The organism is Streptomyces sp. NBC_00207 (genome assembly GCF_045160965.1).
In the GTDB taxonomy this organism is placed as follows: Bacteria; Actinomycetota; Actinomycetes; order Streptomycetales; family Streptomycetaceae; genus Streptomyces.
Genome location: NZ_CP130715.1, coordinates 3,903,988 through 3,928,171, shown reverse-complemented (window position 1 = coordinate 3,928,171; position 24,184 = coordinate 3,903,988). Strand labels below are relative to the sequence as shown.

Genomic DNA, 24,184 nt, shown 5'->3' with positions numbered 1-24,184 from the left:
CGGCGCGCAGGCCGCGGGCACCGCGGTCAGGCGGTCTGCTGGGCCACCAGCACCAGAGCTGCCACGAGGACCACCATGAGCACGATGAGAGCCACGGGGTTCAGGCCGGAGAAGGGGCCCTCCTGCTGGAGGCGCTCCCGGTTCGCCCGGCACACCGGGCAGCGGCCCTGGCTGACGGGTGCCGCGCAATTCGCGCACACGAGCCGGTCATATGTCATGCGCTCCTCCTCTCGTCCCCTCGATGTCGTCTGCTGTCTATAACGGCGTGGGGAACCAGACCGTTCCCCCTACCACTGTGCCAGCTTCGCCGACATTCGGCGCGGCCCGTCCGGGCAATCACGGTCCGGAGCGGTCCGCACCCCGGGATAAAAGGGGCAAGTACGGATGCCGGGTCCACACCCCGCGCCCGTTCGCGTATGGTCACGCACACCTACTCCCGGCGACCGTGGTGCACCCGTGATCCGATTCGACAGCGTCTCCAAGTCCTACCCGAAGCAGAGCCGTCCCGCACTCAGAGAAGTCTCCCTCGACATCGCCAAGGGCGAGTTCGTCTTCCTCGTCGGCTCCTCCGGCTCCGGCAAGTCCACCTTCCTGCGGCTCATCCTGCGCGAGGAGCGGGCGAGCCACGGCCAGGTGCACGTCCTGGGCAAGGACCTCGCCAAGCTCTCCAACTGGAAGGTTCCGCAGATGCGGCGCCAGTTGGGGACCGTCTTCCAGGACTTCCGCCTGCTGCCCAACAAGACGGTGGCCGAGAACGTGGCCTTCGCCCAGGAGGTCATCGGCAAGCCGAGGGGCGAGATCCGCAAGGCCGTCCCACAGGTCCTCGAACTCGTGGGCCTGGGCGGCAAGGAAGAGCGGATGCCCGGCGAGCTCTCCGGCGGTGAGCAGCAGCGCGTGGCCATCGCCCGCGCCTTCGTCAACCGCCCCGCCCTGCTGATCGCGGACGAGCCCACCGGCAACCTCGACCCGCAGACCTCCGTCGGCATCATGAAGCTGCTGGACCGGATCAACCGGACCGGCACCACCGTGATCATGGCCACGCACGACCAGCAGATCGTGGACCAGATGCGCAAGCGCGTCATCGAACTCGAACAGGGCCGACTCGTACGCGACCAGTCGCGCGGCGTCTACGGCTACCAGCACTGAAAGGCCCTTGAGAGTCATGCGCGCCCAGTTCGTCATGTCGGAGATCGGCGTAGGTCTCCGCCGCAATCTCACCATGACCTTCGCGGTCATCATCTCCGTGGCCCTGTCGCTGGCCCTGTTCGGCGGCTCCCTGCTCATGAGCGAGCAGGTCAGCAGGATGAAGGGCTTCTGGTACGACAAGGCCAACGTCTCGATCTACCTCTGCAACAAGCAGGACGCCCAGGAGGCCAGCGAGGCCGCCGCCAAGCCGGACGGCTCGGGAGGCGGCGGCGGTGGCGTCGCCACCTGCCGCAAGGGCGCCGTGACCGACGAGCAGAAGAAGCAGATCGAGTCCGAGCTCAGGCAGATGTCCCTGGTCAAGTCCGTGGCCTACGAGTCCGCGGACGAGGCTTACAAGCACTACCAGGAGCAGTACGGCCACACCGCGCTGGCCTCCTCCATCACGCCCGACCAGATGCAGGAGTCCTTCCGGGTCAAGCTCAAGAACCCGGAGAAGTACAAGGTGGTCACCTCCGCCTTCGCGGGCCGCGACGGCATCCACACCGTCGACGACCAGCGCCAGGCGATCGACGACCTCTTCCGGATCCTCAACTACCTCAACTACGCCGCTCTCGGCATCATGCTGATCATGCTGATCGTGGCGCTGCTGCTGATCGTCAACACCGTGCGCGTCTCGGCGTTCAGCCGCAGGCGGGAGACGGGCATCATGCGGCTCGTGGGCGCCTCCAGCTTCTACATCCAGGTGCCCTTCATCATGGAGGCCGCCTTCGCCGGGCTCATCGGCGCGCTCTTCGCCTGCGCCATGCTCGTCTCCGGCCAGTACTTCGTGATCGACCACGGTGTCGGACTGCGCGACAAGATCCAGCTGATCGACTTCATGGGCTGGGGATCGGTGCTGGCCAAGCTCCCGTACGTGCTCTTCATCGGCCTCCTGATGCCCTCCTTGGCCGCCTTCATCGCCCTGCGCAAGTACCTGAAGGTGTGACAAGCGCCCCGCGAGCGGTCCGGCCAACCATCCGTACCGGAGCGGGGCTTGTCCTAGACTCGGCGCCATGCCGGGACTGCCCGCCTTCTGTCTCCGGCCCCGCGACCTGCGTCGCGGGGCCGTTTTGACGTTGGCCTTCCTCGCCGCCGTCGCCACCGGCGCCTTAACCGGATGCTGGGACCGGGAGGAGGGCGCCGCGGCCGCCGAGATCCGTATGGACCTCCCCGCGTCCGGCGCCCCCCGAGAAGCCGGCACCGCCGACCGTGACGCGGTCGCCCGCGCCGCCGCCGAGGCCGTCGCCGAGGGGAAGTCCGGCAAGAAGGCCGCCCAAGAGGTGGTCAGCCGCAGCGGCGACCGCTGGGGCACCGTCTACGACCAGGGCGAGTACGCCGCCTTCACCGAGGGCCTCGACGGCCACTGGACCGGCGTCGGGGTCTGGGCCGAACGCGCCCACGACGGCGCGATCAAGCTCGAGAAGGTCCAGCCGGGCAGCCCCGCCGCCCGGGCCGGACTGCGCGCCGGGGACCGGCTGCTGAGCGTCGACGGGCACGCCGTGACCGGCCTGGCCGTCACCGACGTGGTCGCCCTGCTGCGCGGCACGGCCGGCACCCCCGTCGTGCTGAACCTGAGCCGGGACGGCGCCGACCTCACCGAGACCGTCCGCCGCGAGCAGCTGCGCACCGAACCCGTGACCGTGCGGCAGCGCCCGGACGGCGTCACCGTCATCAAGGTCACCTCCTTCACCCGCGGATCCGGCGAGCGGGTCAAGGACGCCGTCCGCGCCGCCCCGGCCGGCGCCGGCGTCATGCTCGACCTGCGCGGCAACCCGGGCGGGCTGGTCACCGAGGCGGTCACCGCCGCCTCCGCCTTCCTGGACGGCGGGCTCGTGGCGACGTACGACGTACGGGGGGAACAGCGGGTCCTGTACGCGGCCCCGGGCGGGGACACCACCCGGCCGCTGGTGGCCCTCGTCGACGGCGGCACGATGAGCGCGGCCGAGCTGGTGACGGGCGCCCTCCAGGACCGGGGCCGGGCGGTGGCGGTGGGCAGCCGGACCTTCGGCAAGGGCTCGGTGCAGATGCCGACCGAGCTCCCGGACGGTTCGGTGGCCGAGCTGACGGTGGGCACGTACCGCACTCCGGCGGGCCGCAGCCTGGACGGCGACGGCATCACCCCGGACGTGCCGGCGGGCGAGCGGGCCGAAGAACGGGCCGTCACGGTATTGGGTGGCCTCGGGGTGGGTCCGTAGTGCGAAAATGACCGCACTATGGCTAAGGAAAAAGGGCGCAAGCTGATCGCCCAGAACAAGAAGGCGCGGCACGACTACACGATCCTCGACACCTACGAGTGCGGACTCGTGCTCACGGGGACCGAGGTCAAGTCCATGCGCCAGGGCCGGGCCTCGCTGGTGGACGGCTTCGTGTCGGTGGAGAGCCGCGAGGCGTGGCTCTACAACGTGCACGTGCCGGAGTACAGCCAGGGCACCTGGACCAACCACAGCGCGCGGCGCAAGCGGAAGCTCCTCATGCACCGGGAGGAGATCGACAAGCTGCAGCGCAAGTCGGAGGAGACGGGTCACACGATCGTGCCCCTCTCGCTGTACTTCAAGGACGGCCGCGCGAAGATCGAGATCGCGCTGGCGAAGGGCAAGAAGGAGTACGACAAGCGGCAGACCATGCGGGAGAAGCAGGACACGCGCGAGACCCAGCGCACGATCTCGGCGATCCGCCGCAAGCAGCGGGGCACCGTTTAACCTGCTGGCACGCGGTGGTCCACTTCGCGTACGATGGCGTCAGCACCCGCCGCTCGCGGTGGGAGCACTTTGTTAAAAAAACATGGGGATGATCGGTTTCGACAGCGGATGTCGATGCAGGGGAAGCGAGCCGAGGAAGCGGCAATGATCTCGCTAACCACATGTCGCAAACAATAATCGCCAACTCCAAGAGCGATAACTCCCGCTTCACCCTCGCTGCCTAATAACAGTGAGCTGAAGCCTCTGTGAGGAGCGTCAGCCCGGAAGTGGTCCCGGTCCGGATCCTGGCGTCAATTAGGGATCTAAACCTCTAGCCCCGGTCACGGGGGTTGGAGGGAAATCAAACAGTGACTGAGCCCGTCGGAGACTTGTCCGTGTGATCTCCGGGGCCGAGAAAAGCGCAGCGGACTGCGCTCGGAGAAGCCCTGCTTCTGCACCGTTGGACGCGGGTTCGATTCCCGCCATCTCCACTCATCCCATGTGGGCAAAGGCCCCGCAGCCTCTCGGCTGCGGGGCCTTCGTCATGCCGGGCGGGCCGCTGTCAATCACTCGCCCGCCGCATAGATCGTCCCGGCAGGGTGGTCGCCAGCGCGATCAGCGCGGCCGCGGCCGGCACCCCGTAGGCGGCGGTCGGGCCCACGCTCTCCACCGCGAGGCCGGCGCCGGCCGAGCCGGCCGCGATGCCCGCGAAGATGGCGGTGACCGCGAGCGTCATGCCCTCGTTGAGGCGCCCCTCGGGGGTGAGGGCGTGGACCTGGGACATCGCCGTGACCATTGTCGGGGCCGTGGCCATGCCGGCCAGCAGGAGGGCGCAGCCGAGGGCGGGCAGGGAGCCGGTGGCCGCCGCGGCCCAGGGGAGGGTCATGAGGACGGCCAGGGCGCACACGCAGGCCTGCAGCGAGCGGGGGCGCAGGGTGCCGTAGAGCAGGCCCGCCGCGCACGATCCCGCCGCCTGCAGGGCCAGGACCAGACCGGAGGAGGCGCCGAGGCCCCGGGCGTCGAGGTGGGCGATGGAGGTGATCTCCATCGAGCCGAAGACCACGCCGGTGACGAGGAACAGCGGCATCAGCGGACCGAGGGCGCGCAGCGGTGAGCCCTTCCGGGGCGCTGCGGCCACCGGGGGCTGCGTGGCGCGGCAGGAGGTGAAGACCAGCATGCCGGTGAGCAGCAGGGCCGCGCCGGCGAGGGTGCCCGCCTCGGGGAAGACGGCGCTGCAGAGGAAGGCCGCAAGGACCGGTCCGAGCATGAAGCACAGCTCGTCGGCGGCCTGTTCGAAGGACATCGCCGTGTGGTGCGCGGCCGGGGAGTCGCGCAGCAGGTGCGTCCAGCGGGCGCGGGACATGCCGCCGATGTTGGGGGTGGTGGCGGTCAGGGCGTACGAGGCGAAGAGGGTCCAGGCGGGGGCCCCGGTGCGGACGCACGCGATCAGGGAGAGCGAGCCGAGGACCGCGATCAGGGTGGCCGGTACGGCGATCCGGGCCTGGCCGTGGCGGTCGACCAGCCGGGCGGTCCAGGGCGCGACCAGCGCGGTGGCGGCGAGGCCGGTCGCCGTGACCGCGCCGGCGAGGGCGTACGAGCCGCGCTGCCCGGCGATCATCATGACGGCGCTGACCCCGAACATGCCCATGGGGAGCCGGGCGAGGAGGTTGCCGGCGGTGAATCCGCGGGTCCCGGGCCGGGCGAACAGGCGGCGGTAGGGGCCCTGGGACGTGCGGGCCGGCCGGGAGGCTCCGGCGGGCGGTCCGGCGATGACGAGGGTGCTGCCGGTGACGGTCATGCGCGGGGCGCCGGCGGTGCGGGCGGCGGCCGTGCGGGCTGCGGTCGTGGTGGTGGCGGGCATGGGAAGAGCCTCGGGCCGGGCACCCGTCCCGGTCCAACACCTGTTCGGAGCCCATTCACCGCCATCTGTTGTTAGTCTCCGGGGGTGATTCCCCGCGATGTCGATCCGCGGCTGCTGCGCGGGTTCGTCGCGGCCGCCGAGGAGCTGCACTTCACCCGCGCCGCCGCCCGCCTCTACGTGGCCCAGCAGGCGCTCAGCCGCGATGTCCGGCGCCTCGAACAGGCCCTGGGCGCGGCGCTGTTCCTGCGGACCACAAGGCAGGTGGAGCTGACCGCCGACGGGCAGCGGCTGCTGCCGCTGGCCATGCGCGTGCTGGCCGCGCACGAGGAGCTCGCCGCCGCCTTCACCGCGCCCCGCCCGCTCCTCGTCGACCTGAACACCGACGGGCCCAGCACCCCGCGGACCGTGCTGGAACGGGCCCGCGAACTCGCCCCCGACTGCGAGCTCATGGCCCGCTTCGAGAGCGGCCTCACCCACGCCGCCGCCGAGATCGCCGCCGGCCGGCTCGACGTCTCCTTCGGGTACGCCGACGGGCTGGACCCGGCGCTGCGGGCGCCGCTCGCGCAGACGCCCGTACGGTACGAGCCGCTCGCCGTGCTGCTGCCCGAGGGGCACGCGCTGGCCGACAGGGAGGCCGTACCGCTGGACGCGCTCGCCGGGGAGACCGTGTACGCGGGCGCCGGGAACCCGCGGACGCTGGAGTGGACCGGGCTGGCGCGCGAGCTGTTCGCCGGGCGGGGGATCCTGATGGCGCCGCCCGCGCCGGTGGCGATGGGCAAGGAGGAGTTCCGCCGGGTGATGGTCAAGACCGGCAACCCGGTCCTGGCCACCGTGGACTTCCTCGACATGCCCGGCTGCGTGAAACGGCCGCTGACCGACCCGGTGCCGCTGTCCCCGCTGTCCATGGTGTGGCGCAAGGGCTTCGCACACCCCGGCCTGGACGCCCTGCGCACCGCGGCCGCCGGGCTGGCGGCCGAGCGGGGGTGGCTGGAAGCACCCGCCGGGAGCCGCCTCCCGGCACGGCTCACACACGGCCCCGGCGCCGGGTGAGAGCAAGGTTTCCCGGCGGTCATCCGGCGGGGACCGGGGCCGAAACGCGCCCTTCCTACGGTCGTCACCACGGAAGCGACAGCTGTGGAGGCGTGTGATGACCGGTACGACCGCACCGCGCAGGGGAGGCCGCTGGATCGAGCAGTGGGATCCCGAGGACGAGACCTTCTGGAAGGAAACGGGGGAGCGGACAGCCCGCCGCAACCTCATCTATTCGGTGCTCTCCGAGCACATCGGGTTCTCCATCTGGTCGCTCTGGTCCGTGATGGTCCTCTTCATGGGCCCCGCCTACGGGATCGACCCGGCCGGGAAGTTCTTCCTCATCGCGACCGCGACCCTCGTCGGCGCCCTGGTGCGGGTGCCGTACACCTTCGCCGTCGCCCGCTTCGGCGGCCGGAACTGGACGGTCTTCAGCGCGCTGATGCTGCTCGCGCCGACCGTGGCCGCACTGGTGGTGATGGAGCCCGGGACCTCGTACGGGACCTTCCTGCTCGTCGCGGCCCTGACCGGAGTGGGCGGCGGCAACTTCGCCTCGTCCATGACCAACATCAACGCCTTCTTCCCGCTGCGCAAGAAGGGCTGGGCGCTCGGCCTGAACGCCGGCGGCGGCAACATCGGCGTGCCCGTGGTCCAGCTGGCCGGACTGCTGGTCATCGCCACCGCCGGGGCCACGCACCCGCGGCTGCTGCTCGGCGCCTACATCCCGCTGATCGTGCTCGCGGCGGTCCTGGCGGCCGTACGGATGGACAACCTGGCGCCGGTGCGCAACGACACCGGAGCCGTCCGCGAGGCCCTGCGGGACGCGCACACCTGGATCATGTCCTTCCTCTACATCGGGACGTTCGGGTCCTTCATCGGATACAGCTTCGCCTTCGGCCTGGTGCTCCAGACCCAGTTCGGCCGCACCCCGCTGCAGGCCGCCTCGCTGACCTTCATCGGCCCCCTGCTCGGATCGCTGATCCGGCCGGTGGGCGGGGCGCTGGCGGACCGCTTCGGCGGGGCGCGGATCACCCTGGGGACGTTCGTGGCGATGGCGGCGGCGACCGGGGTCGTCGTGTTCGCCTCGGGCCGGTCCTCGCTGCCCGTCTTCCTCGTCGGGTTCGTGGCGCTGTTCGTCCTGAGCGGGCTCGGCAACGGGTCGACGTACAAGATGATCCCGGGCATCTTCCAGGCGAAGGCACTGGCCCGCGGAATGAGCGGCGAGGAGGCCGCGGCCTACGGACGGCGGCTCTCCGGGGCCGCCATGGGACTCATCGGAGCGGTCGGCGCACTCGGCGGACTGGGCATCAACCTCGTCTTCCGGGAGGCCTTCCTCAGCTCCGGCTCCGGCACGGCCGCCTTCGTCACCTTCCTCGGCTTCTACGCCCTGTGCTGCGCGGTGACATGGGCGGTATACCTTCGCCGGCCGGTGGCCGCGGCGGTCCCGGCCCTCGGAGCCGAAGCGAAACCGCAGCTCACGTCGGTGTAACCGGGGCGAAATACGGGTGAACCGAGTCCGACATGCCGGGTTGGCAGGCTCGGTCCACCCGTTCCGCCCCGCCCCCATGCGTCGCTAGGCAGGTCACGATGGACCACACGAACACCGACACGAACACCGGCCCGCTCGCGGGCTTCACCGTCGGCGTCACCGCTGCCCGGCGGGCGGACGAACTCATCGCGCTGCTGCGGCGGCGCGGAGCGGCGGTACTGCACGCGCCCGCCCTGCGGATCGTGCCCCTCGCCGACGACAGCGAACTGCTCGCCGCCACCAAGGAACTCGTCCACTGCGCACCGGACGTGGTCGTGGCCACCACCGCCATCGGCTTCCGGGGATGGATCGAGGCGGCCGACGGCTGGGGCATCGGCGAGGAACTGCTGGAGCGGCTTCGGGCCACCGAACTCCTCGCGCGCGGGCCGAAGGTGAAGGGCGCCATCCGGGCCGCCGGGCTCGTGGAGACCTGGTCCCCGGAGTCCGAATCCCTCGCCGAGGTACTGGAACGCCTGCTGACGGCCGGGGTGGCGGGCCGGCGGATCGCACTCCAGCTGCACGGGGAGCCGCTGCCCGGCTTCGTCGAGGCGCTGCGGGCCGGCGGGGCCGACGTGGTCGTCGTGCCGGTGTACCGGTGGATGGCACCGGAGGACCTCGGACCGCTCGACCGGCTGCTCGACGCGATCGTCGTCGGCGGGGTGGACGCCGTCAGCTTCACCTCGGCGCCCGCGGCCGCCTCCCTGCTGTCCCGGGCCGAGGAGCGGGGCGTACGGGAGGCCGTGCTGGACGCACTGCGCGGCCCGCTGGTGTCCGCGTGCGTCGGACCGGTGACCGCACTGCCGCTGCAGGCGCACGGGGTGGCCACGGTGCAGCCGGAACGCTTCCGGCTGGGCCCGCTGGTGCAGCTGCTCTGCAAGGAGCTGCCGGGCCGCGCACGGGTGCTGCCGGTGGCCGGGCACCGGGTGGAGATCCGCGGGCACGCCGTCCTGGTGGACGCGCAGCTGCGGCCGGTACCGCCCGCCGGGATGGCCCTGCTGCGGGCCCTGGCCCGGCGGCCCGGCTGGGTGGTGGCCCGCGCGGAACTGCTGCGGGCGCTGCCGGGCGCGGGCCGCGACGAACACGCCGTGGAGACCGCGATGGCCCGGCTGCGGGCGGCGCTCGGCGCGCCGAACCTGATCCAGACCGTGGTCAAGCGGGGGTACCGGCTGTCGCTGGACGCGGGCGGCGAGGCCAAGTACGGGGAGCTCCCGCTGGACGCGGTGACGGCCAGGGGGGTCCTCGGCTAGCGTGCCGGGATGATCATTGACGGCGTGGAGATGAGGGGCGTCGCACTCGGCGACGCCGCCGGTCTGGCGGAGGCGTTCGCCCGGAACCGGGCGTTCATGGCGTACGTGGAGCCGGTCCGGCCGGACGCCTACTACACGGAGCAGGGGCAGCGGGAACGCATCGAGGGGCTCCTCGCCGAGCGGGACGCGGGGCGGATCGTCCCGTACGTGCTCGTCGAGACGGCCACGGGCGCACCCGTCGGCGCGATCAACCTGGGCTCCATCGCCCGCGGGCCGCTGTGCAGCGGCGGCCTGGGCTACTGGGTCGACCCCGCCTGGCACGGCAAGGGGTTGGCTACCGCCGCGGTGGAGGAGGTCTGCCGGGTCGCCCGCGACGAGCTCGGACTGCACCGGGTGGAGGCCGGGACCCTGGTCGACAACCTCGCCTCGCAGCGGGTGCTGGCCAAGGCGGGCTTCGAGTTCTACGGGCTCGCCCCGCGCTTCCTCCACATCAACGGCGCCTGGCGCGACCACCGCCTCTTCCAGCGCCTCCTGCACGACGACCCGCCGGCCCTTTAGCCGGGGCACGCCGCCCGTCCGCTCCCTGCGCCTCGGGGCGCGCCATTTCAGCCCCTTCGGAGCCTGGCCAGTTCAGCCCCTCCGGCGTTTGAGGAGCGGGGTCTGGGGCGGAGCCCCAGCAGCGGCGCGGGCGACGAACGGATTCCTTCCGGCGCGGCGCCGTTGGGGGGGCCAGCCCCCGGACCCCCGCGCCTCAAACGCCGGCGAGGCTGGATTGTGCCGGCAGAGCCGGATGGTGCCGGCGAGGCCGGATATGGCGGCCTCAGCCCGCAGCGGCGCGCAGCGCAAGGGAGGCTGCGCGCAGCGCGAGTCGGGCGTACCGGTTCGGGGGCTTCCGCTACGACCCGCAGGGCGGCAATCTGGTACGGCACCCCACGACGGGAGGCTGACGGCATGCGGTTCGATTCCGGGCGCGTCTGTCTGGACCTGGTGGCCACCTTCACCCCCCACGAGGGGATCCCGGACGGCGACGAGCTGCGGGTGTGGCTCGCAGGGGCCGGGCTGGTGCCCGACCGGACACCGCTGGCGCGGGTGGGACCCGACTGGGCGGCGGCCTTCCGGGCCCTGCGCGGCGACGTGGAAACCCTCGTACGGGCGGAGCTCGCCGGCGGCGACTCCGACGAGAACGCCCTCGCCCGGGTCAACGCGCTGGCTGCCGGACCACCCCCCGGACTGTGTGCCGTACGGGACCAAGAAGGTCACCTCGTACGGGAGTTGTGCGGCGGTGTGGAATGCGGCGCGCTGCTCGCCGCCGTCGCCCGGGACGCCGTCGAGCTGCTCACCGACCCCGGCGACCTGGCGCTGCTGCGGGCCTGCGAGGGCGACGGCTGCACCCGCGTCTACCTGGACACCTCCCGCGGTCACCGGCGCCGCTGGTGCTCCAGCGAGCTGTGCGGCAACCGCGAGCGCGTCGCCCGGCACCGCCGCCGGGTCCTGGCGTCCGGATCCCGGTAGCGGGCGTATCACTGAGCGAGACCGGTTCCGGAACGGGCGTGCGGACAGGGGGCCGGTTCGCGTACGGTTGACGGTCGCCCATGCACGTCAGAAGGGGGCCTTGGTGGCCGCGCAGAATGCCGCTGTCGACAGCACGGCGGATTCCGTCCGCGATCGGGAGATCGCGGTCGAGCAGACGCATCTCGACCACGTGTACCGACGTCTCGAGGAGAAGATCCACGAGGCTGAGTTCCTCATGAACGACGCCGCCAAGCGCGGCCAAGTGGGGACGCCCGGCGCACTCGCCGAGCGCGACGCGCAGGTCTTCCGGGCGGGCATCCACCTGAACCGGCTCAACAACGAGTTCGAGGACTTCCTCTTCGGACGCATCGACCTGGTGCTCGGCAAGGACGGGGAGCGCGGCCCGGACGGCGCGTACACCTCCGTCGAGCCCGCCGACGACGCGATCCGCGCGGACCTCACCGCCGACGTCGCCGAGACGCTGCACATCGGCCGCATCGGAGTCCTGGACTCCGACTACGCGCCGCTGGTCATCGACTGGCGCGCACCGGCCGCCGCGCCGTTCTACCGCTCCACGCCCAAGGAGCCCGGCCGGGTCGTGCGCCGCCGCGTCATCCGGTCCAAGGGCCGCAAGGTGCTGGGCGTCGAGGACGACCTGATGCGCCCCGAGGTCACCGCCTTCCTCGACGGCCGGGAGCTGCCCGCCATCGGCGACGGCGCCCTGATGGCCGCCCTCGGGCGGGCCCGTACGCATTCGATGCGGGACATCGTCTCCTCCATCCAGGCCGAGCAGGACCTGGTCATCCGGGCCCCCGCCGCCTCCGTCGCCGAGGTCGCCGGCGGACCCGGCACCGGCAAGACCGCCGTCGCCCTGCACCGCGCCGCCTACCTGCTCTACCAGGACCGGCGCCGCTACTCCGGCGGCATCCTGATCGTCTCCCCGACCCCGCTGCTCGTCGCGTACACCGAGGGCGTGCTGCCCTCCCTCGGCGAGGAGGGCCAGGTCGCCATCCGCGCGCTCGGCTCGCTCGTCGACGGCGCGGAGGCCACCACCTACGACTCCCCGGCCGTCGCCCGCATCAAGGGCTCCTCCCGGATGCTCAAGGTGCTCCGCAAGGCCGTACGGGGCGCGCTCGAACTCGGGGGCGCCCCCGACCGCCTGCGCGTGGTGGCCTTCGGCCGCCGCCAGGAGCTGGAGGCCGACGAGCTGAACCGGATCCGGCAGAACGTGCTCAGCGGCACCGCCCCGGTCAACCTGCTGCGCCCGCGCGCCCGCAAGCTGCTGCTCGACGCCCTCTACGCGAAGTCGGGCGGCGCCGGCCGGCACAGCGACCCGGAGCTGGCCGCCGAGCTCCGCTCCGCCTTCGACGAGGACATCTCCACCGAGGACGCCTTCATCGGCTTCCTGAACGCCTGGTGGCCCGAGCTGACCCCGCGCGCGGTGCTCGCCGCGCTCGCCGACGAGCGCCACCTCGGCCGCTGGTCGCGCCGGGACCTGAACCCGCGCGAGAGCCGCCAGCTGGCCCGTTCGCTGCGCCGGGTGGGCCCGGACGGCAAGGGCCCCCTGTCGGTGCACGACGTGGCGCTGCTCGACGAGCTCCAGCAGCTGCTAGGCGCCCCCGCGCGGCCCAAGCGCAGACGGGAGATGGACCCGCTCGACCAGCTCAGCGGGCTGGAGGAGCTGATGCCGGCCCGCGAGGAGACCCAGTGGGAGCGGGCCGAGCGGCTCGCGGCGGAGCGCACCGAGTACGCGCACGTCATCGTGGACGAGGCGCAGGACCTGACGCCGATGCAGTGGCGGATGGTGGGCCGCCGGGGCCGGATGGGCACCTGGACGGTCGTCGGCGACCCGGCGCAGTCCTCCTGGACCGATCCGGAGGAGGCGGCCGCGGCCCGCGACGAGGCGCTGGGCTCCCGGCCGCGCCGCAGGTTCACGCTGACGGTCAACTACCGCAACCCGGCGGAGGTCGCCGAGGTTGCCTCCCGCGTGCTGCGGCTGGCGATGCCCGGCATGGAGCCGCCGTCGGCGGTGCGCTCCACGGGCCTCGAGCCCCGGTTCACGGCCGCGGAGGGCGACCTGGGCGCGGCGGTCCGCGAGGAGACCCGGCGGCTGCTGGAGCAGGTGGACGGCACCGTCGGCGTGGTCGTGGCCATGGACCGGCGTGCGGAGGCCGCGGGCTGGCTCGCCGACCTGGGCGCGCGGGCGGTGGCGCTGGGCAGCTTGGAGGCCAAGGGCCTGGAGTACGACGCCACGGTGGTCGTCTCCCCGGCGGAGATCGCGGACGAGTCCCCGGCGGGCCTGCGGGTGCTGTACGTGGCCCTGACGCGTGCGACGCAGCAGCTGACGGTGGTCTCGGCGGACCGGGACAAGCCGGACGCGGACGGGGTGCCGGAGCTGCTGCTGCCGTAGGGGTGAGGGCGGGGCCGCACGGTGGCGGCCCCGCCGTGACGGGCCCGCGGGGGCGGTTCACCGCACGGCTCCGGCCCTGCTCAGGGCCCCGTACATCCGTATGGTCCGCGGCCAGGAGCGTGGTGCCGCGAACCGACTTCGAGCAGGGGGATCACATTCGGCGATCCTTTGTTAGCCTGGGTACGGCACCGACTCGATCCAAGCCCCCGGGCCCAACCTTCGTCGCTTAGAGCGACCACTTGCCGCGAGGCGAGCATGGCGGGTCGGTGTCGTAGACGTACGAATCACCAGGTCCGCGCCCTCCACCAGTGGAGGGCGCGGACCTGTTTTGTATGGACCCACCATTCCGAACACCCCTGCTATCTCGTATGGTGGAAGAGTCTTTCCGAAATTTGTAGCTGGTTACCTTGTACTGGCTGGTAGGTGGGACGATCGGACAACAGGTCCCCTGTCGAACCTGCCATGTTCTCGGCCGGTGCAGCGCGGGGCCCTGTGATAAGCGAACCAGGGACAGAAGAGGAAACACGGCCATGGCAACGGCGCCCAGCGTCTCGTATTCGATGACGGTCCGCCTGGAAGTGCCCGCGAGCGGAACCGCGGTCTCCCAGCTCACCACCGCCGTGGAGTCCTCCGGCGGATCGGTCACCGGCCTCGACGTGACCGCCTCCGGCCACGAGAAGCTCCGGATCGACGTCACGATCGCCGCGACCTCCACCGCGCACGCCGACGAGATCGTCGAGAAGCTGCGCGGGATCGAGGGCGTCAGCCTCGGCAAGGTCTCCGACCGAACCTTCCTGATGCACCTCGGCGGCAAGATCGAGATGGCGTCCAAGCACCCCATCCGCAACCGTGACGACCTCTCCATGATCTACACCCCGGGCGTGGCCCGCGTGTGCATGGCGATCGCCGAGAACCCCGAGGACGCGCGCCGCCTCACCATCAAGCGCAACACCGTCGCAGTCGTGACGGACGGCTCCGCCGTGCTGGGTCTCGGCAACATCGGCCCGATGGCCGCCATGCCGGTCATGGAGGGCAAGGCGGCCCTGTTCAAGCGCTTCGCCGACATCGACGCCTGGCCGATCTGCCTGGACACCCAGGACCCCGACGAGATCGTGGCCGCCGTCAAGGCCATCGCCCCCGGCTTCGCGGGCATCAACCTGGAGGACATCTCCGCGCCGCGCTGCTTCGAGATCGAGGCCCGGCTGCGCGAGGCCCTCGACATCCCCGTCTTCCACGACGACCAGCACGGCACCGCGATCGTCGTGCTCGCCGCGCTCACCAACGCACTGCGCGTGGTGGGCAAGGCAGTTGGCGATGTCAAGGTCGTCATGTCGGGCGCCGGCGCGGCCGGGACCGCCATCCTCAAGCTGCTCCTCGCGGCGGGCGTCAAGAACGCCGTGAGCGCCGACATCCACGGTGTCGTGCACGCGGACCGCCCCGATCTCGTCGACGCGGCCCCCGACTCCCCGCTGCGCTGGATCGCCGACAACACCAACCCCGAGGGCTACACGGGCACTCTGAAGGAGGCCGTGGTCGGCGCCGACGTCTTCATCGGCGTCTCGGCCCCGAACGTGCTGTCCGGCGAGGACGTTGCCGCCATGGCGGAGGGCGCGATCGTGTTCGCGCTCGCGAACCCGGACCCCGAGGTGGACCCGGCCGTCGCCCGCCAGACCGCCGCCGTCGTCGCCACCGGCCGCTCCGACTTCCCGAACCAGATCAACAACGTGCTGGTCTTCCCGGGCGTCTTCCGCGGCCTGCTGGACGCCCAGTCCCGCACCGTGAACACGGAGATGATGCTGGCCGCCGCGAGCGCGCTGGCGGACGTCGTCGGCGAGGACGAGCTCAACGCGAACTACATCATCCCGTCGGTCTTCAACGACAAGGTCGCGGGCGCGGTCGCGGGCGCCGTCCGCAAGGCGGCGTCGGGCTCCTGAAGCCCGCTGTGAGAGCCCTCACGGCCCCCCGCTCCCGGCGCGTCGCGAGATGCGGGCCCGGCGGGGCGCCTCTAGGGTTGCGGGGATGCCCGCGGGGTCCGCGGTCCGCAGCGGCGTGCGAGCGAAGGCATGGACGGAGCGTCACCGCGGCGTGACTGTGGCGCTTTTCGTGTGACCCCGGCGGGTGCCGGATTGGCTTTCCCGCCGCTGGTGGGGGCAGGATGCGTAACCGGGCGAGAGGGTCTGACGTTCAGACCCGGGTCCGGGGACTGTCCTAGGGCCCTGGCAGCATCGGCTTCGATCTCACGCCTCTAAGGCAAGTTGAACACGGGAGTACAACATGAACCGCAGTGAGCTGGTGGCCGCTCTGTCCGAGCGCGCCGAGGTGACCCGCAAGGACGCCGACGCCGTTCTGGCCGCGCTCGCCGAGACCGTCGGCGAGATTGTCGCCAAGGGCGACGAGAAGGTCACCATCCCCGGCTTCCTGACCTTCGAGCGCACCCACCGTGCCGCTCGCACCGCGCGCAACCCGCAGACCGGCGACCCCATCCAGATCCCGGCCGGCTACAGCGTGAAGGTCTCCGCGGGCTCCAAGCTCAAGGAAGCCGCCAAGGGCAAGTAGTCCTGCCCCGGCTTCGGGGGCCGCGCAGGCCCTTGTAACGCCAAGCACGGCAGCGATGCAGCAGTAGTACGCAGAACGGCGAAGGGCGGCCACCCCCGGGCGGGGTGGCCGCCCTTCGGCCTGTCCGGGCCGCGCGGCGCCGGGTGCGCGGCGGGCCCGGGGGCGCGGGGAGGCCCCGGGCGGGCGCCACAGGCCCCGTGAGGGCCCGTCAGAGCGCCGTGGGGCCCCGCCCGGCCCCCTCCTTGCCCCGTCGGGCGTGCGCGGGCGCAGGCGGGCACGTGAGTGCGTGTCAGGCCGGAGCACGGGAAAGCCCCCCGGCCCTCGAAGGGCCGGGGGGCTTTCCGTACGCGGGTGCGGCTCAGACGAGGTCGCCGCCGGGCAGCTCGACCTTCGCGCCGAGCTCCACGAGCTTCTCCATGAAGTTCTCGTAGCCGCGGTTGATCAGGTCGATGCCGTGCACGCGCGAGGTGCCCTCGGCGGCCAGCGCCGCGATGAGGTACGAGAACCCGCCGCGCAGGTCGGGGATGACCAGGTCGGCGCCCTGCAGCTTGGTGGGGCCGGAGACGACCGCCGAGTGCAGGAAGTTGCGCTGGCCGAAGCGGCAGGCGCTGCCGCCCAGGCACTCGCGGTACAGCTGGATGTGAGCACCCATCTGGTTGAGCGCCGAGGTGAAGCCGAGCCGGGACTCGTAGACCGTCTCGTGGACGATCGACAGGCCGGAGGCCTGGGTGAGGGCCACGACGAGCGGCTGCTGCCAGTCGGTCTGGAAGCCGGGGTGGACGTCGGTCTCCAGCGCGATGGCCTTGAGCGGGCCGCCCGGGTGCCAGAAGCGGATGCCGTCGTCGTCGATCTCGAACGCCCCGCCGACCCGGCGGAAGGTGTTCAGGAAGGTCATCATCGAGCGCTGCTGGGCGCCGCGCACGTAGATGTTGCCGCCGGTGGCCAGGGCCGCGGAAGCCCAGGACGCGGCCTCCAGACGGTCCGGGAGGGCCTTGTGGTTGTAGCCGCCGAGGCGGTCGACACCCGTGATCCGGATGGTCCGGTCGGTGTCGACGGAGATGATCGCGCCCATCTTCTGCAGGACGCAGATGAGGTCCTCGATCTCCGGCTCGACGGCGGCGTTGCTGAGCTCGGTGACGCCCTCGGCCAGGACGGCCGTCAGGAGCACCTGCTCGGTCGAGCCGACCGACGGGTACGGGAGGCGGATCTTGCAGCCGCGCAGGCGCTGCGGCGCCTCCAGGTACTGGCCGCCTTCGCGCTTCTCGATGGTCGCGCCGAACTGGCGGAGCACGTCGAAGTGGAAGTCGATCGGCCGGCCGCCGATGTCGCAGCCGCCGAGGCCCGGGATGAAGGCGTGGCCGAGGCGGTGCAGCAGGGGGCCGCAGAACAGGATCGGGATGCGCGACGAACCCGCGTGGGCGTCGATGTCGGCGACGTTGGCGCTCTCGACGTGGGTGGGGTCGAGGACGAGTTCGCCCGGCTCCTCGCCGGGGCGGACCGTCACCCCGTGCAGCTGGAGCAGCCCGCGGACGACGCGCACGTCACGGATGTCGGGAACGTTGCGCAGCCGGCTGGGTTCGCTGCCGAGCAGAGCGGCGACCATGGCCTTGGGCACGAGGTTCTTCGCACCACGGACACGGATCTCGCCCTCGAGCGGGGTACCGCCGTGGACAAGCAGTACATCGTCACTGATGCCGGTCATGAATCTCGCGTTCCGGAGAGGGGTGGGCAGGGGGCCAGGGAAAAGGGTAAGGGCCACCACCCCCTTGTTCGTAAGGCCGACGTGGCCTTCGGACTGTCATGAATTCGGCACAACACCCTCCGTATCCACCACATGGCGGAGTGTTGCGTTCCGCCTGCTCCGTCCGTGCGCGCTCCTCGCTGCTGCCGTGCGCCCTGAGCTGCGTACGATCCGATCTCTCCGCCGGGGCCCCGCAAAGCGCGAATGTGCGGGATCATGGCGGCATGACCGAGGTGTCCTCCCTCACAGGGCGGCTGCTCGTGGCCACCCCCGCCCTCGCGGACCCGAATTTCGACCGCGCGGTGGTGCTGCTGCTCGACCACGACGAGCAGGGCTCCCTCGGCGTTGTCCTCAACCGGCCCACGCCCGTCGGCGTCGGCGACGTCCTGCTCGCCTGGGCGCCCCTGGCCGGCGCCCCCGGCGTGGTCTTCCAGGGCGGGCCCGTGGCGCTGGACTCGGCCCTCGGGCTGGCGGTCATCCCGGGCGAGGAGGGGCCGCTCGGCTGGCGCCGGGTGCACGGGGCCATCGGGCTCGTCGACCTGGAGGCGCCGCCGGAGCTGCTGGCCGCGGCCCTCGGCGGCCTGCGGATCTTCGCCGGCTATTCGGGCTGGGGCCCGGGCCAGCTGGAGGAGGAGCTGGGCGACGGCGCCTGGTACGTCGTGGAGTCGGAGCCCGGCGACGTGTCCTCCCCCGACCCCGAACAGCTGTGGCGGGCCGTGCTGCGCCGCCAGCGCAGCGATCTCGCCATGGTCGCCACCTATCCGGACGACCCGTCGCTCAACTGACGGCCGCGGTGTTAAGTACCCTGGGTCCATGAGCACTCTTGAGCCCGAGCGCGGGACTGGCACGGGAACCCTCGTAGAGCCGACGCCGCAGGTGTCGCACGGTGACGGCGACCACGAGCGCTTCGCCCACTACGTCCAGAAGGACAAGATCATGGAGAGCGCGCTCGGGGGGACCCCCGTCGTCGCGCTCTGCGGCAAGGTCTGGGTGCCGGGCCGGGACCCGAAGAAGTACCCGGTCTGCCCCATGTGCAAGGAGATCTACGAGTCCATGGGCCCCGGTGGGGACAAGGACAAGGGCGGCAAGGACAAGTAGTCCGACCCCTCTCCCTCCACTCTTTCGCGGGACCGAGGCCCCCGGTGCGCCACAGCGGGCCGGGGGCCTTTGCCGTGTCCGCGGGGCGCGTTAGGGTCGCGCCACGAGCACTCTGCGGAACGGGCGTTGCGCAGGGTGCAACACGCTGCTGCGAAGGGCCGACGCATGGACCTGACCCGCATGGACCTGATCCCCGCACCCCGGGTCGCTCTCTTCCGCGAGGACGGGAGCCGGTTCGCCTTCGGGCCCGAGCCGTGCCTCGCCGCCGGGCCGGGGACCGGGACGGTCGCCCGCTGGCTGCGGCGGGAGCTCGGGGCGGCCACCGGCTGGGACCTGCCCGCCGCCGCGGCCGGCCGCAGCGCGGAGCTGCGCCTGCGCCTCGACCCCGACGGCGTGGGGGACGCGGGGCCGGAGGCGTACCGCATCGAGATCGGACCGGACGGCGCCGAGCTGACGGGCGCGACGGCCGCCGGGCTGTTCTGGGCCGCCCAGACGCTGCGTCAGCTGCTCGGACCCGACGCCCACCGGAAGGCGCCGGCGGCGGGGCCGGGGCGGGTGTGGAGCCTGCCGCACGGCACGGTCGCGGACGGCCCGCGGTTCGGCTGGCGCGGGCTGATGCTCGACGTGGCCCGGCACTTCATGCCCAAGGACGGGGTGCTGCGGTACATCGACCTGCTCGCCGCCCACAAGCTCAACGTGCTGCACCTGCACCTCACGGACGACCAGGGCTGGCGGGTCGAGATCAAGCGGTACCCGCGCCTCACCGGGGTCGGCGCCTGGCGGGGGCGCAGCCGGTGGGGGCACCGGGCCTCGCCGCTGTGGAACGAGACCCCGCACGGCGGCTTCTACACGCAGGACGACATCCGCGAGATCGTCGCGTACGCCGCCGAGCGGCACGTCCGGGTGGTCCCGGAGATCGACGTACCGGGGCATTCGCAGGCCGCGATCGCCGCGTACCCGGAGCTGGGCAACACCGACGTGGTCGACACGGCGGCCCTGGGCGTCTGGGACGACTGGGGGATCACCGAGAACGTCCTCGCGCCGACCGAGGCCGTGCTGCGGTTCTACGAGGGGGTCTTCGAGGAACTGCTGGAGCTGTTCCCCGCGGAGGTCTCGCCCTTCGTGCACGTGGGCGGCGACGAGTGCCCGAAGGCGCAGTGGAAGGCCTCCGCCACCGCACAGGAGCGGATCCGGGAGCTGGGCGTGGACGGCGAGGACGGCCTGCAGGCCTGGTTCATCGGGCACTTCGACGGCTGGCTCGCGGAGCGCGGACGGCGGCTGATCGGCTGGGACGAGATCCTGGAGGGCGGGCTCGCGCCGGGAGCGGCCGTGTCCTCGTGGCGCGGCTACGCGGGCGGCATCGCCGCCGCCGAGGCCGGGCACGACGTGGTCATGTGCCCCGAGCAGCAGGTGTACCTGGACCACCGCCAGGCGGGCGGCGGGGACGAGCCGATGCCCATCGGGTACGTGCGCTCGCTGGAGGACGTCTACCGCTTCGAACCGGTGCCGCCGAAGCTGTCGCCGGAGGCGGCAGCGCACGTGCTCGGCGCGCAGGCCAACGTGTGGACCGAGGTGATGGAGAACCAGGACCGGGTCGACTACCAGGTGTTCCCGCGGCTGGCGGCCTTCGCGGAGGTGGTGTGGTCGTGGCAGCCCGCCCCGGAGGAGCGCGACTTCGCCTGGTTCGAGGGCCGGATGGCCGCGGCGCACTACGCGCGGCTGGACGCGCTCGGGGTCGGTTACCGGCCACCGGGAGGGCCCCTGCCGTGGCAGCGGCGCCCCGGGGTGCGGGGACGCCCGATCGAGGGCGCGCCCCCGAACGTGTGACACGGGAGCGGAGCCGCGGACCTGAACGGAATGGTAACGGGTCTGGAACTCTGCCTGGATTTCCTGCTATACGGGGAAAATGGGACGTTCGGGGAGGAGGTCCGGCGAAGGCGGCACGGAGGGCCGTACGGGGCTCCGGGCCCGGGACGGGCGGGCCGGGGGCGCAGGCGTGCGGGAGCCGGGCGCGGGGGCGCGCAGGGGGCGTGCGGGGGGTCGCACGGGGGGCGGGGGCACCGGGTGGACCCTCGCGCCGGGCGGCCTGGAAGATGTGCCAGAGTTGCCACGTCCCGGCGGTGAGCACGTACCGTACGGCGGACAGGCGTGAGCGCCGGGACCGGGACATCGGGAAGGGGCAGCTGGGTTGACCACGCACGCACCGCATGCACTGCACGCACCGGATTCATCTCAGGGCCCCCAGGGGCCCCAGGCGGCGCAGTCCGTGACACTGCCGGCCTCGCTCGACGAGGCCGTGGCGGCGCTCACCGCCATGCCCGCAGCCGTGCCCGTCGCGGGCGGCACCGACCTCATGGCCGCCGTCAACGCCGGGCTGCTGCGGCCCGCCGCGCTGGTGGGCCTGGGCCGGATCAACGAGATCCGCGGCTGGCAGTACCAGGACGGCCACGCGCTGCTCGGCGCCGGCCTCACCCACGCGCGGATGGGACGGCCGGATTTCGCCGCCCTGATCCCCGCACTGGCCGCCGCCGCGCGCGCCGCCGGGCCCCCGCAGATCCGCAACGCGGGCACCCTCGGCGGGAACATCGCCACCGCCGCGCCCACGGGTGACGCACTGCCCGTACTGGCCGCGCTGGAGGCCGTCCTCGTCATCGTGGGCCCGGACGGGCAGCGGGAGATCCCGGTGTCGTACCTGCTGGCCGGCCGCGAGATGCTGCGGCCCGGCGAGCTCATCGGCTTCGTCCGCGTCCCGCTGCTGCACGCGCCGCAGGTGTTCCTGAAGGCCACGGGACGTACCGGGCCGGGGCGCGCCGTGGCGTCCGTGGGGCTCGTACTGGATCCCGCGCGCCGAGGTGTGCGCTGCGCGATCGGTGCGGTGGCCCCGATGCCGCTGCGGCCCCTGGAGGCCGAGCAGTGGGTGGCCTCGCTGATCGACTGGGACGGCGAGCGGAGCCTGGCCCCCGAGGCGCTGGAGGCCTTCGGCGAGTACGTCGCGGCCGCCTGCGTGCCCGACCAGGGGGAGCCGGTGGCTCCCGGCGTACTGCATCTGCGGCGGACGGTGGCCGTGCTGGCACGCAGGGCCCTGGGGAGGGCACTGACCTCATGAGCGAGAACGAGAACGAGAACGTGACCCAGGGGAACGGCACGGCGAGCTGGGGCTGGGAACCGGTCCCGCAGGGCGGCGAGTACGACTCGGACGCCACGGCCTTCGTGAAACTGCCGCAGGACATGCTGGACGCGCTCGGCACCGGGGAGCCCCTCGCGGCGCCCGGGCACGGGTACGTGCCGCCGCCGATGATCGTGCCGCTCGGCACGGCCACCACGGACCCGGCGGCCACCGGTACGTGGACGATTCCGGTGCAGTGGCCGGAGGCGCCGGGTTCGGGCCAGGCCGAGCAGGGGTCCGGCACAGGGGCCGGGGCCGGGTCCGGGTCGGTGGGCGGGCCGATTCCGGCGTCGATCCCGATCCCGGCGTCCGTCGCCGCGGCGTTCGCCGAGGCGGAGCCGGAGCCGACGCCCGATCCCGGTGCGACGGCGGAATGGCGGTTCCCGGAGGCGGCGCAGGAACCCGAGGCCTCCTCTTCGGCGACCGGCCAGTGGGCCGTCCCCGAGTACTCCGAATTCCACGGACAGCAGGGTGACTTCCGGCCGGGCGGGCTCGACGCCGACTGGAGCCAGGCCCCGGCGACGCTGCCGGGCGGCGCTCCGGCGCCGTGGGCGTACCTGACGCAGCAGCCGGCCGGGGACCCCGACGGTCACCTGGACGGCAACCTGGACACGGGCGGCCTGCCGGGCGTTCTGCCGGGCACGGACGAGGCCGCGGCGGCTTCGGCCGCCGCTGCCGCCGCGACGGCGCACGGCGCCGGGCGGCTGCTCGGGGGACCCGGAGTGGGCGCCGCCGGACGCGGGCCGCGCGTGCTGGGCGGCCCCGGTGTGGGCACCCCGCTCCCGGACGGCGAGCCGGTGCACCCGGCCCCGCACGACATCGAGGCCGCCCACGGCCCGGCGGCCGAGCAGGCCGAGGGCGCCCGGAACGCCGACCATGCGGAGCACGTCGGACACGTCGGGCACGCGGTCCAGGCCGGACACGCGGAGCACCCCGGGCACGGCGAGCACCTCGGGAACGCGGAGCAGGACGAGCACGCCGGGCACCGCGAGCACATGCAGCACGCCGGGTACGCGGGGCACGCCGGGCACGGTGCGTACACCGAGCCGGCGTCGCTGCACGCCGGCACCGACGGGCGCGGTTTCACGGCCTTCGGCGAAGCGCCGGAGCCGGGCGGGGCTGCCCAGCCCGCCGCCGCGCAGCCGGTGGCTGCCGGCGGCCTGGACCTCTTCGGCGGAGTACGGGCTGAGGCGGCCCCCGACGGGCCCGCCCAGTCCGACGGACCGGCGCAGCACGGGGGCACCGACGGCCAGGGCTTCGCGGCCTTCGGCCACGCGGCGCCCGCGCCCGAGCCCGGGCCCGGGCCCGGGCCCGTGGCGGACGACGCCGCGCCCGGGGCGGAGCCGGCCCTGCCGGAGCCCGGCCCCGCGGCTGCCGACGCCGGTTCGCCCGAAGAGCCGGCCGCGGCGGAGCCCCCGGCCGGCCTCACGCCGGGTGCGGACACCGCCGACAGCGACGCGGCGCTCCCGGACGCGGGGAGCGGCCAAAGGGTCCCGGCCGAGGTGGCGGCGTACGAAGAAGGAACGGCTGCCGAGGCCGCCGCCCATCACGAGCACCCGCAGGCCTCCTACGTCCTGCGCGTCAACGGCGCCGACCGGCCCGTCACCGGCGCCTGGATCGGCGAGTCCCTGCTCTACGTGCTGCGCGAGCGCCTCGGCCTCGCCGGCGCCAAGGACGGCTGCTCGCAGGGCGAGTGCGGCGCCTGCGCCGTGCAGGTCGACGGCCGGCTCGTCGCCTCCTGCCTGGTCCCGGCCGCGACGGCCGCCGGCAGCGAGGTCCGCACCGTCGAGGGGCTCGCGACGAACGGGGAACTCTCGGACGTGCAGCAGGCGTTGTGCAGGTCGGGTGCGGTGCAGTGCGGGTTCTGCGTGCCCGGCATGGCCATGACCATCCACGACCTGCTGGAGGGCAACCACGCCCCCAGCGAGCTGGAGACCCGTCAGGCGCTGTGCGGCAACCTCTGCCGCTGCTCCGGCTACGCGGGGGTCGTCGACGCCGTCCGCGAGGTCGTGGCCGAGCGGGAGGCGGCCGCCGCAGAGTCCGCGGCTCCGGACCAGGCTCCCGGCCAGGCCCCGGAGGCACGCATCCCGCACCAGGCAGCGCCCGGCGAGGGCGGCATCCACCACGGAGGCACGGCGTGAGCGGGCAGGACGCGGCTACGGCGACGGCGACG

20 protein-coding genes and 1 other RNA gene are annotated in these 24,184 nt (G+C 72.9%); 18 read left to right on the top strand and 3 right to left on the bottom strand.

The window, feature by feature from the left end; genetic code table 11:
* Positions 1-26: 26 nt before the first annotated feature.
* Positions 27-218 (bottom strand): hypothetical protein, encoded by a 192-nt coding sequence (locus tag OG472_RS18755; RefSeq protein WP_030662818.1) that lies wholly within the window; start codon positions 216-218, stop codon positions 27-29.
* Between the two features lie 238 nt (positions 219-456).
* Here OG472_RS18755 and ftsE point away from each other — a divergent pair, with 238 nt between their 5' ends.
* From ftsE to ssrA, 5 genes are all read left to right on the top strand, one after another.
* Positions 457-1,146 (top strand): cell division ATP-binding protein FtsE, encoded by a 690-nt coding sequence (ftsE, locus tag OG472_RS18750; RefSeq protein ID WP_030011324.1) that lies wholly within the window; start codon positions 457-459, stop codon positions 1,144-1,146.
* Positions 1,147-1,162: 16 nt separating this feature from the next.
* Entirely contained in the window at positions 1,163-2,131 is a 969-nt protein-coding gene (ftsX, locus tag OG472_RS18745; RefSeq protein ID WP_405941771.1) for a permease-like cell division protein FtsX, read from the top strand.
* A gap of 67 nt (positions 2,132-2,198) precedes the next feature.
* Positions 2,199-3,380 (top strand): S41 family peptidase, encoded by a 1,182-nt coding sequence (locus OG472_RS18740; RefSeq protein WP_405941770.1) that lies wholly within the window; start codon positions 2,199-2,201, stop codon positions 3,378-3,380.
* An 18-nt stretch (positions 3,381-3,398) separates the two neighbouring features.
* Positions 3,399-3,884: an SsrA-binding protein SmpB gene (gene smpB / locus OG472_RS18735; protein ID WP_401602367.1), complete on the top strand. Its 486-nt coding sequence runs from the start codon at positions 3,399-3,401 to the stop codon at positions 3,882-3,884.
* Positions 3,885-3,968: 84 nt separating this feature from the next.
* Positions 3,969-4,357: a transfer-messenger RNA gene (gene ssrA, locus OG472_RS18730) on the top strand.
* A gap of 68 nt (positions 4,358-4,425) precedes the next feature.
* Here the strand turns inward: ssrA and OG472_RS18725 are convergent.
* The gene (locus OG472_RS18725; RefSeq protein ID WP_405943193.1) at positions 4,426-5,661 is read right to left on the bottom strand and encodes an MFS transporter; all 1,236 of its coding nucleotides are present in this window, start codon (positions 5,659-5,661) and stop codon (positions 4,426-4,428) included.
* Positions 5,662-5,808: 147 nt separating this feature from the next.
* Here OG472_RS18725 and OG472_RS18720 point away from each other — a divergent pair, with 147 nt between their 5' ends.
* The 8 genes from OG472_RS18720 to OG472_RS18685 all read left to right on the top strand — a co-directional run bounded on the left by OG472_RS18720 (position 5,809) and on the right by OG472_RS18685 (position 16,006).
* Positions 5,809-6,774 carry a LysR family transcriptional regulator gene (locus OG472_RS18720; protein ID WP_405941769.1) on the top strand — a complete coding sequence of 322 codons (966 nt, stop codon included), beginning with the start codon at positions 5,809-5,811 and terminating at the stop codon, positions 6,772-6,774.
* A 97-nt stretch (positions 6,775-6,871) separates the two neighbouring features.
* Complete coding sequence (locus tag OG472_RS18715) at positions 6,872-8,242, top strand: nitrate/nitrite transporter (RefSeq protein ID WP_405830350.1); 1,371 nt, start codon at positions 6,872-6,874, stop codon at positions 8,240-8,242.
* A gap of 98 nt (positions 8,243-8,340) precedes the next feature.
* The gene (locus OG472_RS18710) at positions 8,341-9,528 is read left to right on the top strand and encodes a uroporphyrinogen-III synthase (RefSeq protein WP_401602362.1); all 1,188 of its coding nucleotides are present in this window, start codon (positions 8,341-8,343) and stop codon (positions 9,526-9,528) included.
* Between the two features lie 9 nt (positions 9,529-9,537).
* Entirely contained in the window at positions 9,538-10,086 is a 549-nt protein-coding gene (locus tag OG472_RS18705) for a GNAT family N-acetyltransferase (protein WP_401602361.1), read from the top strand.
* Between the two features lie 393 nt (positions 10,087-10,479).
* Positions 10,480-11,040: a CGNR zinc finger domain-containing protein gene (locus tag OG472_RS18700; protein ID WP_401602359.1), complete on the top strand. Its 561-nt coding sequence runs from the start codon at positions 10,480-10,482 to the stop codon at positions 11,038-11,040.
* A 103-nt stretch (positions 11,041-11,143) separates the two neighbouring features.
* Positions 11,144-13,450: a HelD family protein gene (locus OG472_RS18695; protein ID WP_401602357.1), complete on the top strand. Its 2,307-nt coding sequence runs from the start codon at positions 11,144-11,146 to the stop codon at positions 13,448-13,450.
* Positions 13,451-13,980: 530 nt separating this feature from the next.
* The gene (locus tag OG472_RS18690; RefSeq protein ID WP_361768910.1) at positions 13,981-15,384 is read left to right on the top strand and encodes an NAD-dependent malic enzyme; all 1,404 of its coding nucleotides are present in this window, start codon (positions 13,981-13,983) and stop codon (positions 15,382-15,384) included.
* A gap of 340 nt (positions 15,385-15,724) precedes the next feature.
* On the top strand, positions 15,725-16,006 hold the full coding sequence (locus OG472_RS18685) for an HU family DNA-binding protein (RefSeq protein WP_007264399.1): 282 nt from the start codon (positions 15,725-15,727) through the stop codon (positions 16,004-16,006).
* Between the two features lie 358 nt (positions 16,007-16,364).
* On the opposite strand, the gene murA is transcribed toward OG472_RS18685, so the two are convergent.
* A complete protein-coding gene (gene murA / locus OG472_RS18680) occupies positions 16,365-17,708 on the bottom strand; it encodes a UDP-N-acetylglucosamine 1-carboxyvinyltransferase (RefSeq protein ID WP_030388665.1) in 1,344 nt (447 codons plus the stop codon).
* 263 nt (positions 17,709-17,971) lie between these two features.
* On the opposite strand from murA, the gene OG472_RS18675 reads away from it, so the two are divergent.
* From OG472_RS18675 to OG472_RS18655, 5 genes are all read left to right on the top strand, one after another.
* Positions 17,972-18,532 (top strand): YqgE/AlgH family protein, encoded by a 561-nt coding sequence (locus tag OG472_RS18675; protein WP_401602355.1) that lies wholly within the window; start codon positions 17,972-17,974, stop codon positions 18,530-18,532.
* Positions 18,533-18,560: 28 nt separating this feature from the next.
* A complete protein-coding gene (locus OG472_RS18670) occupies positions 18,561-18,845 on the top strand; it encodes a DUF3039 domain-containing protein (protein ID WP_030161320.1) in 285 nt (94 codons plus the stop codon).
* Positions 18,846-19,010: 165 nt separating this feature from the next.
* Positions 19,011-20,672 (top strand): beta-N-acetylhexosaminidase, encoded by a 1,662-nt coding sequence (locus OG472_RS18665; protein WP_405941768.1) that lies wholly within the window; start codon positions 19,011-19,013, stop codon positions 20,670-20,672.
* 361 nt (positions 20,673-21,033) lie between these two features.
* Complete coding sequence (locus tag OG472_RS18660) at positions 21,034-21,951, top strand: FAD binding domain-containing protein (protein ID WP_383567909.1); 918 nt, start codon at positions 21,034-21,036, stop codon at positions 21,949-21,951.
* The gene (locus OG472_RS18655) at positions 21,948-24,152 is read left to right on the top strand and encodes a (2Fe-2S)-binding protein (protein WP_405941767.1); all 2,205 of its coding nucleotides are present in this window, start codon (positions 21,948-21,950) and stop codon (positions 24,150-24,152) included. The genes OG472_RS18660 and OG472_RS18655 overlap by 4 nt, the downstream gene beginning before the upstream one ends.
* Positions 24,153-24,184: the final 32 nt, after the last annotated feature.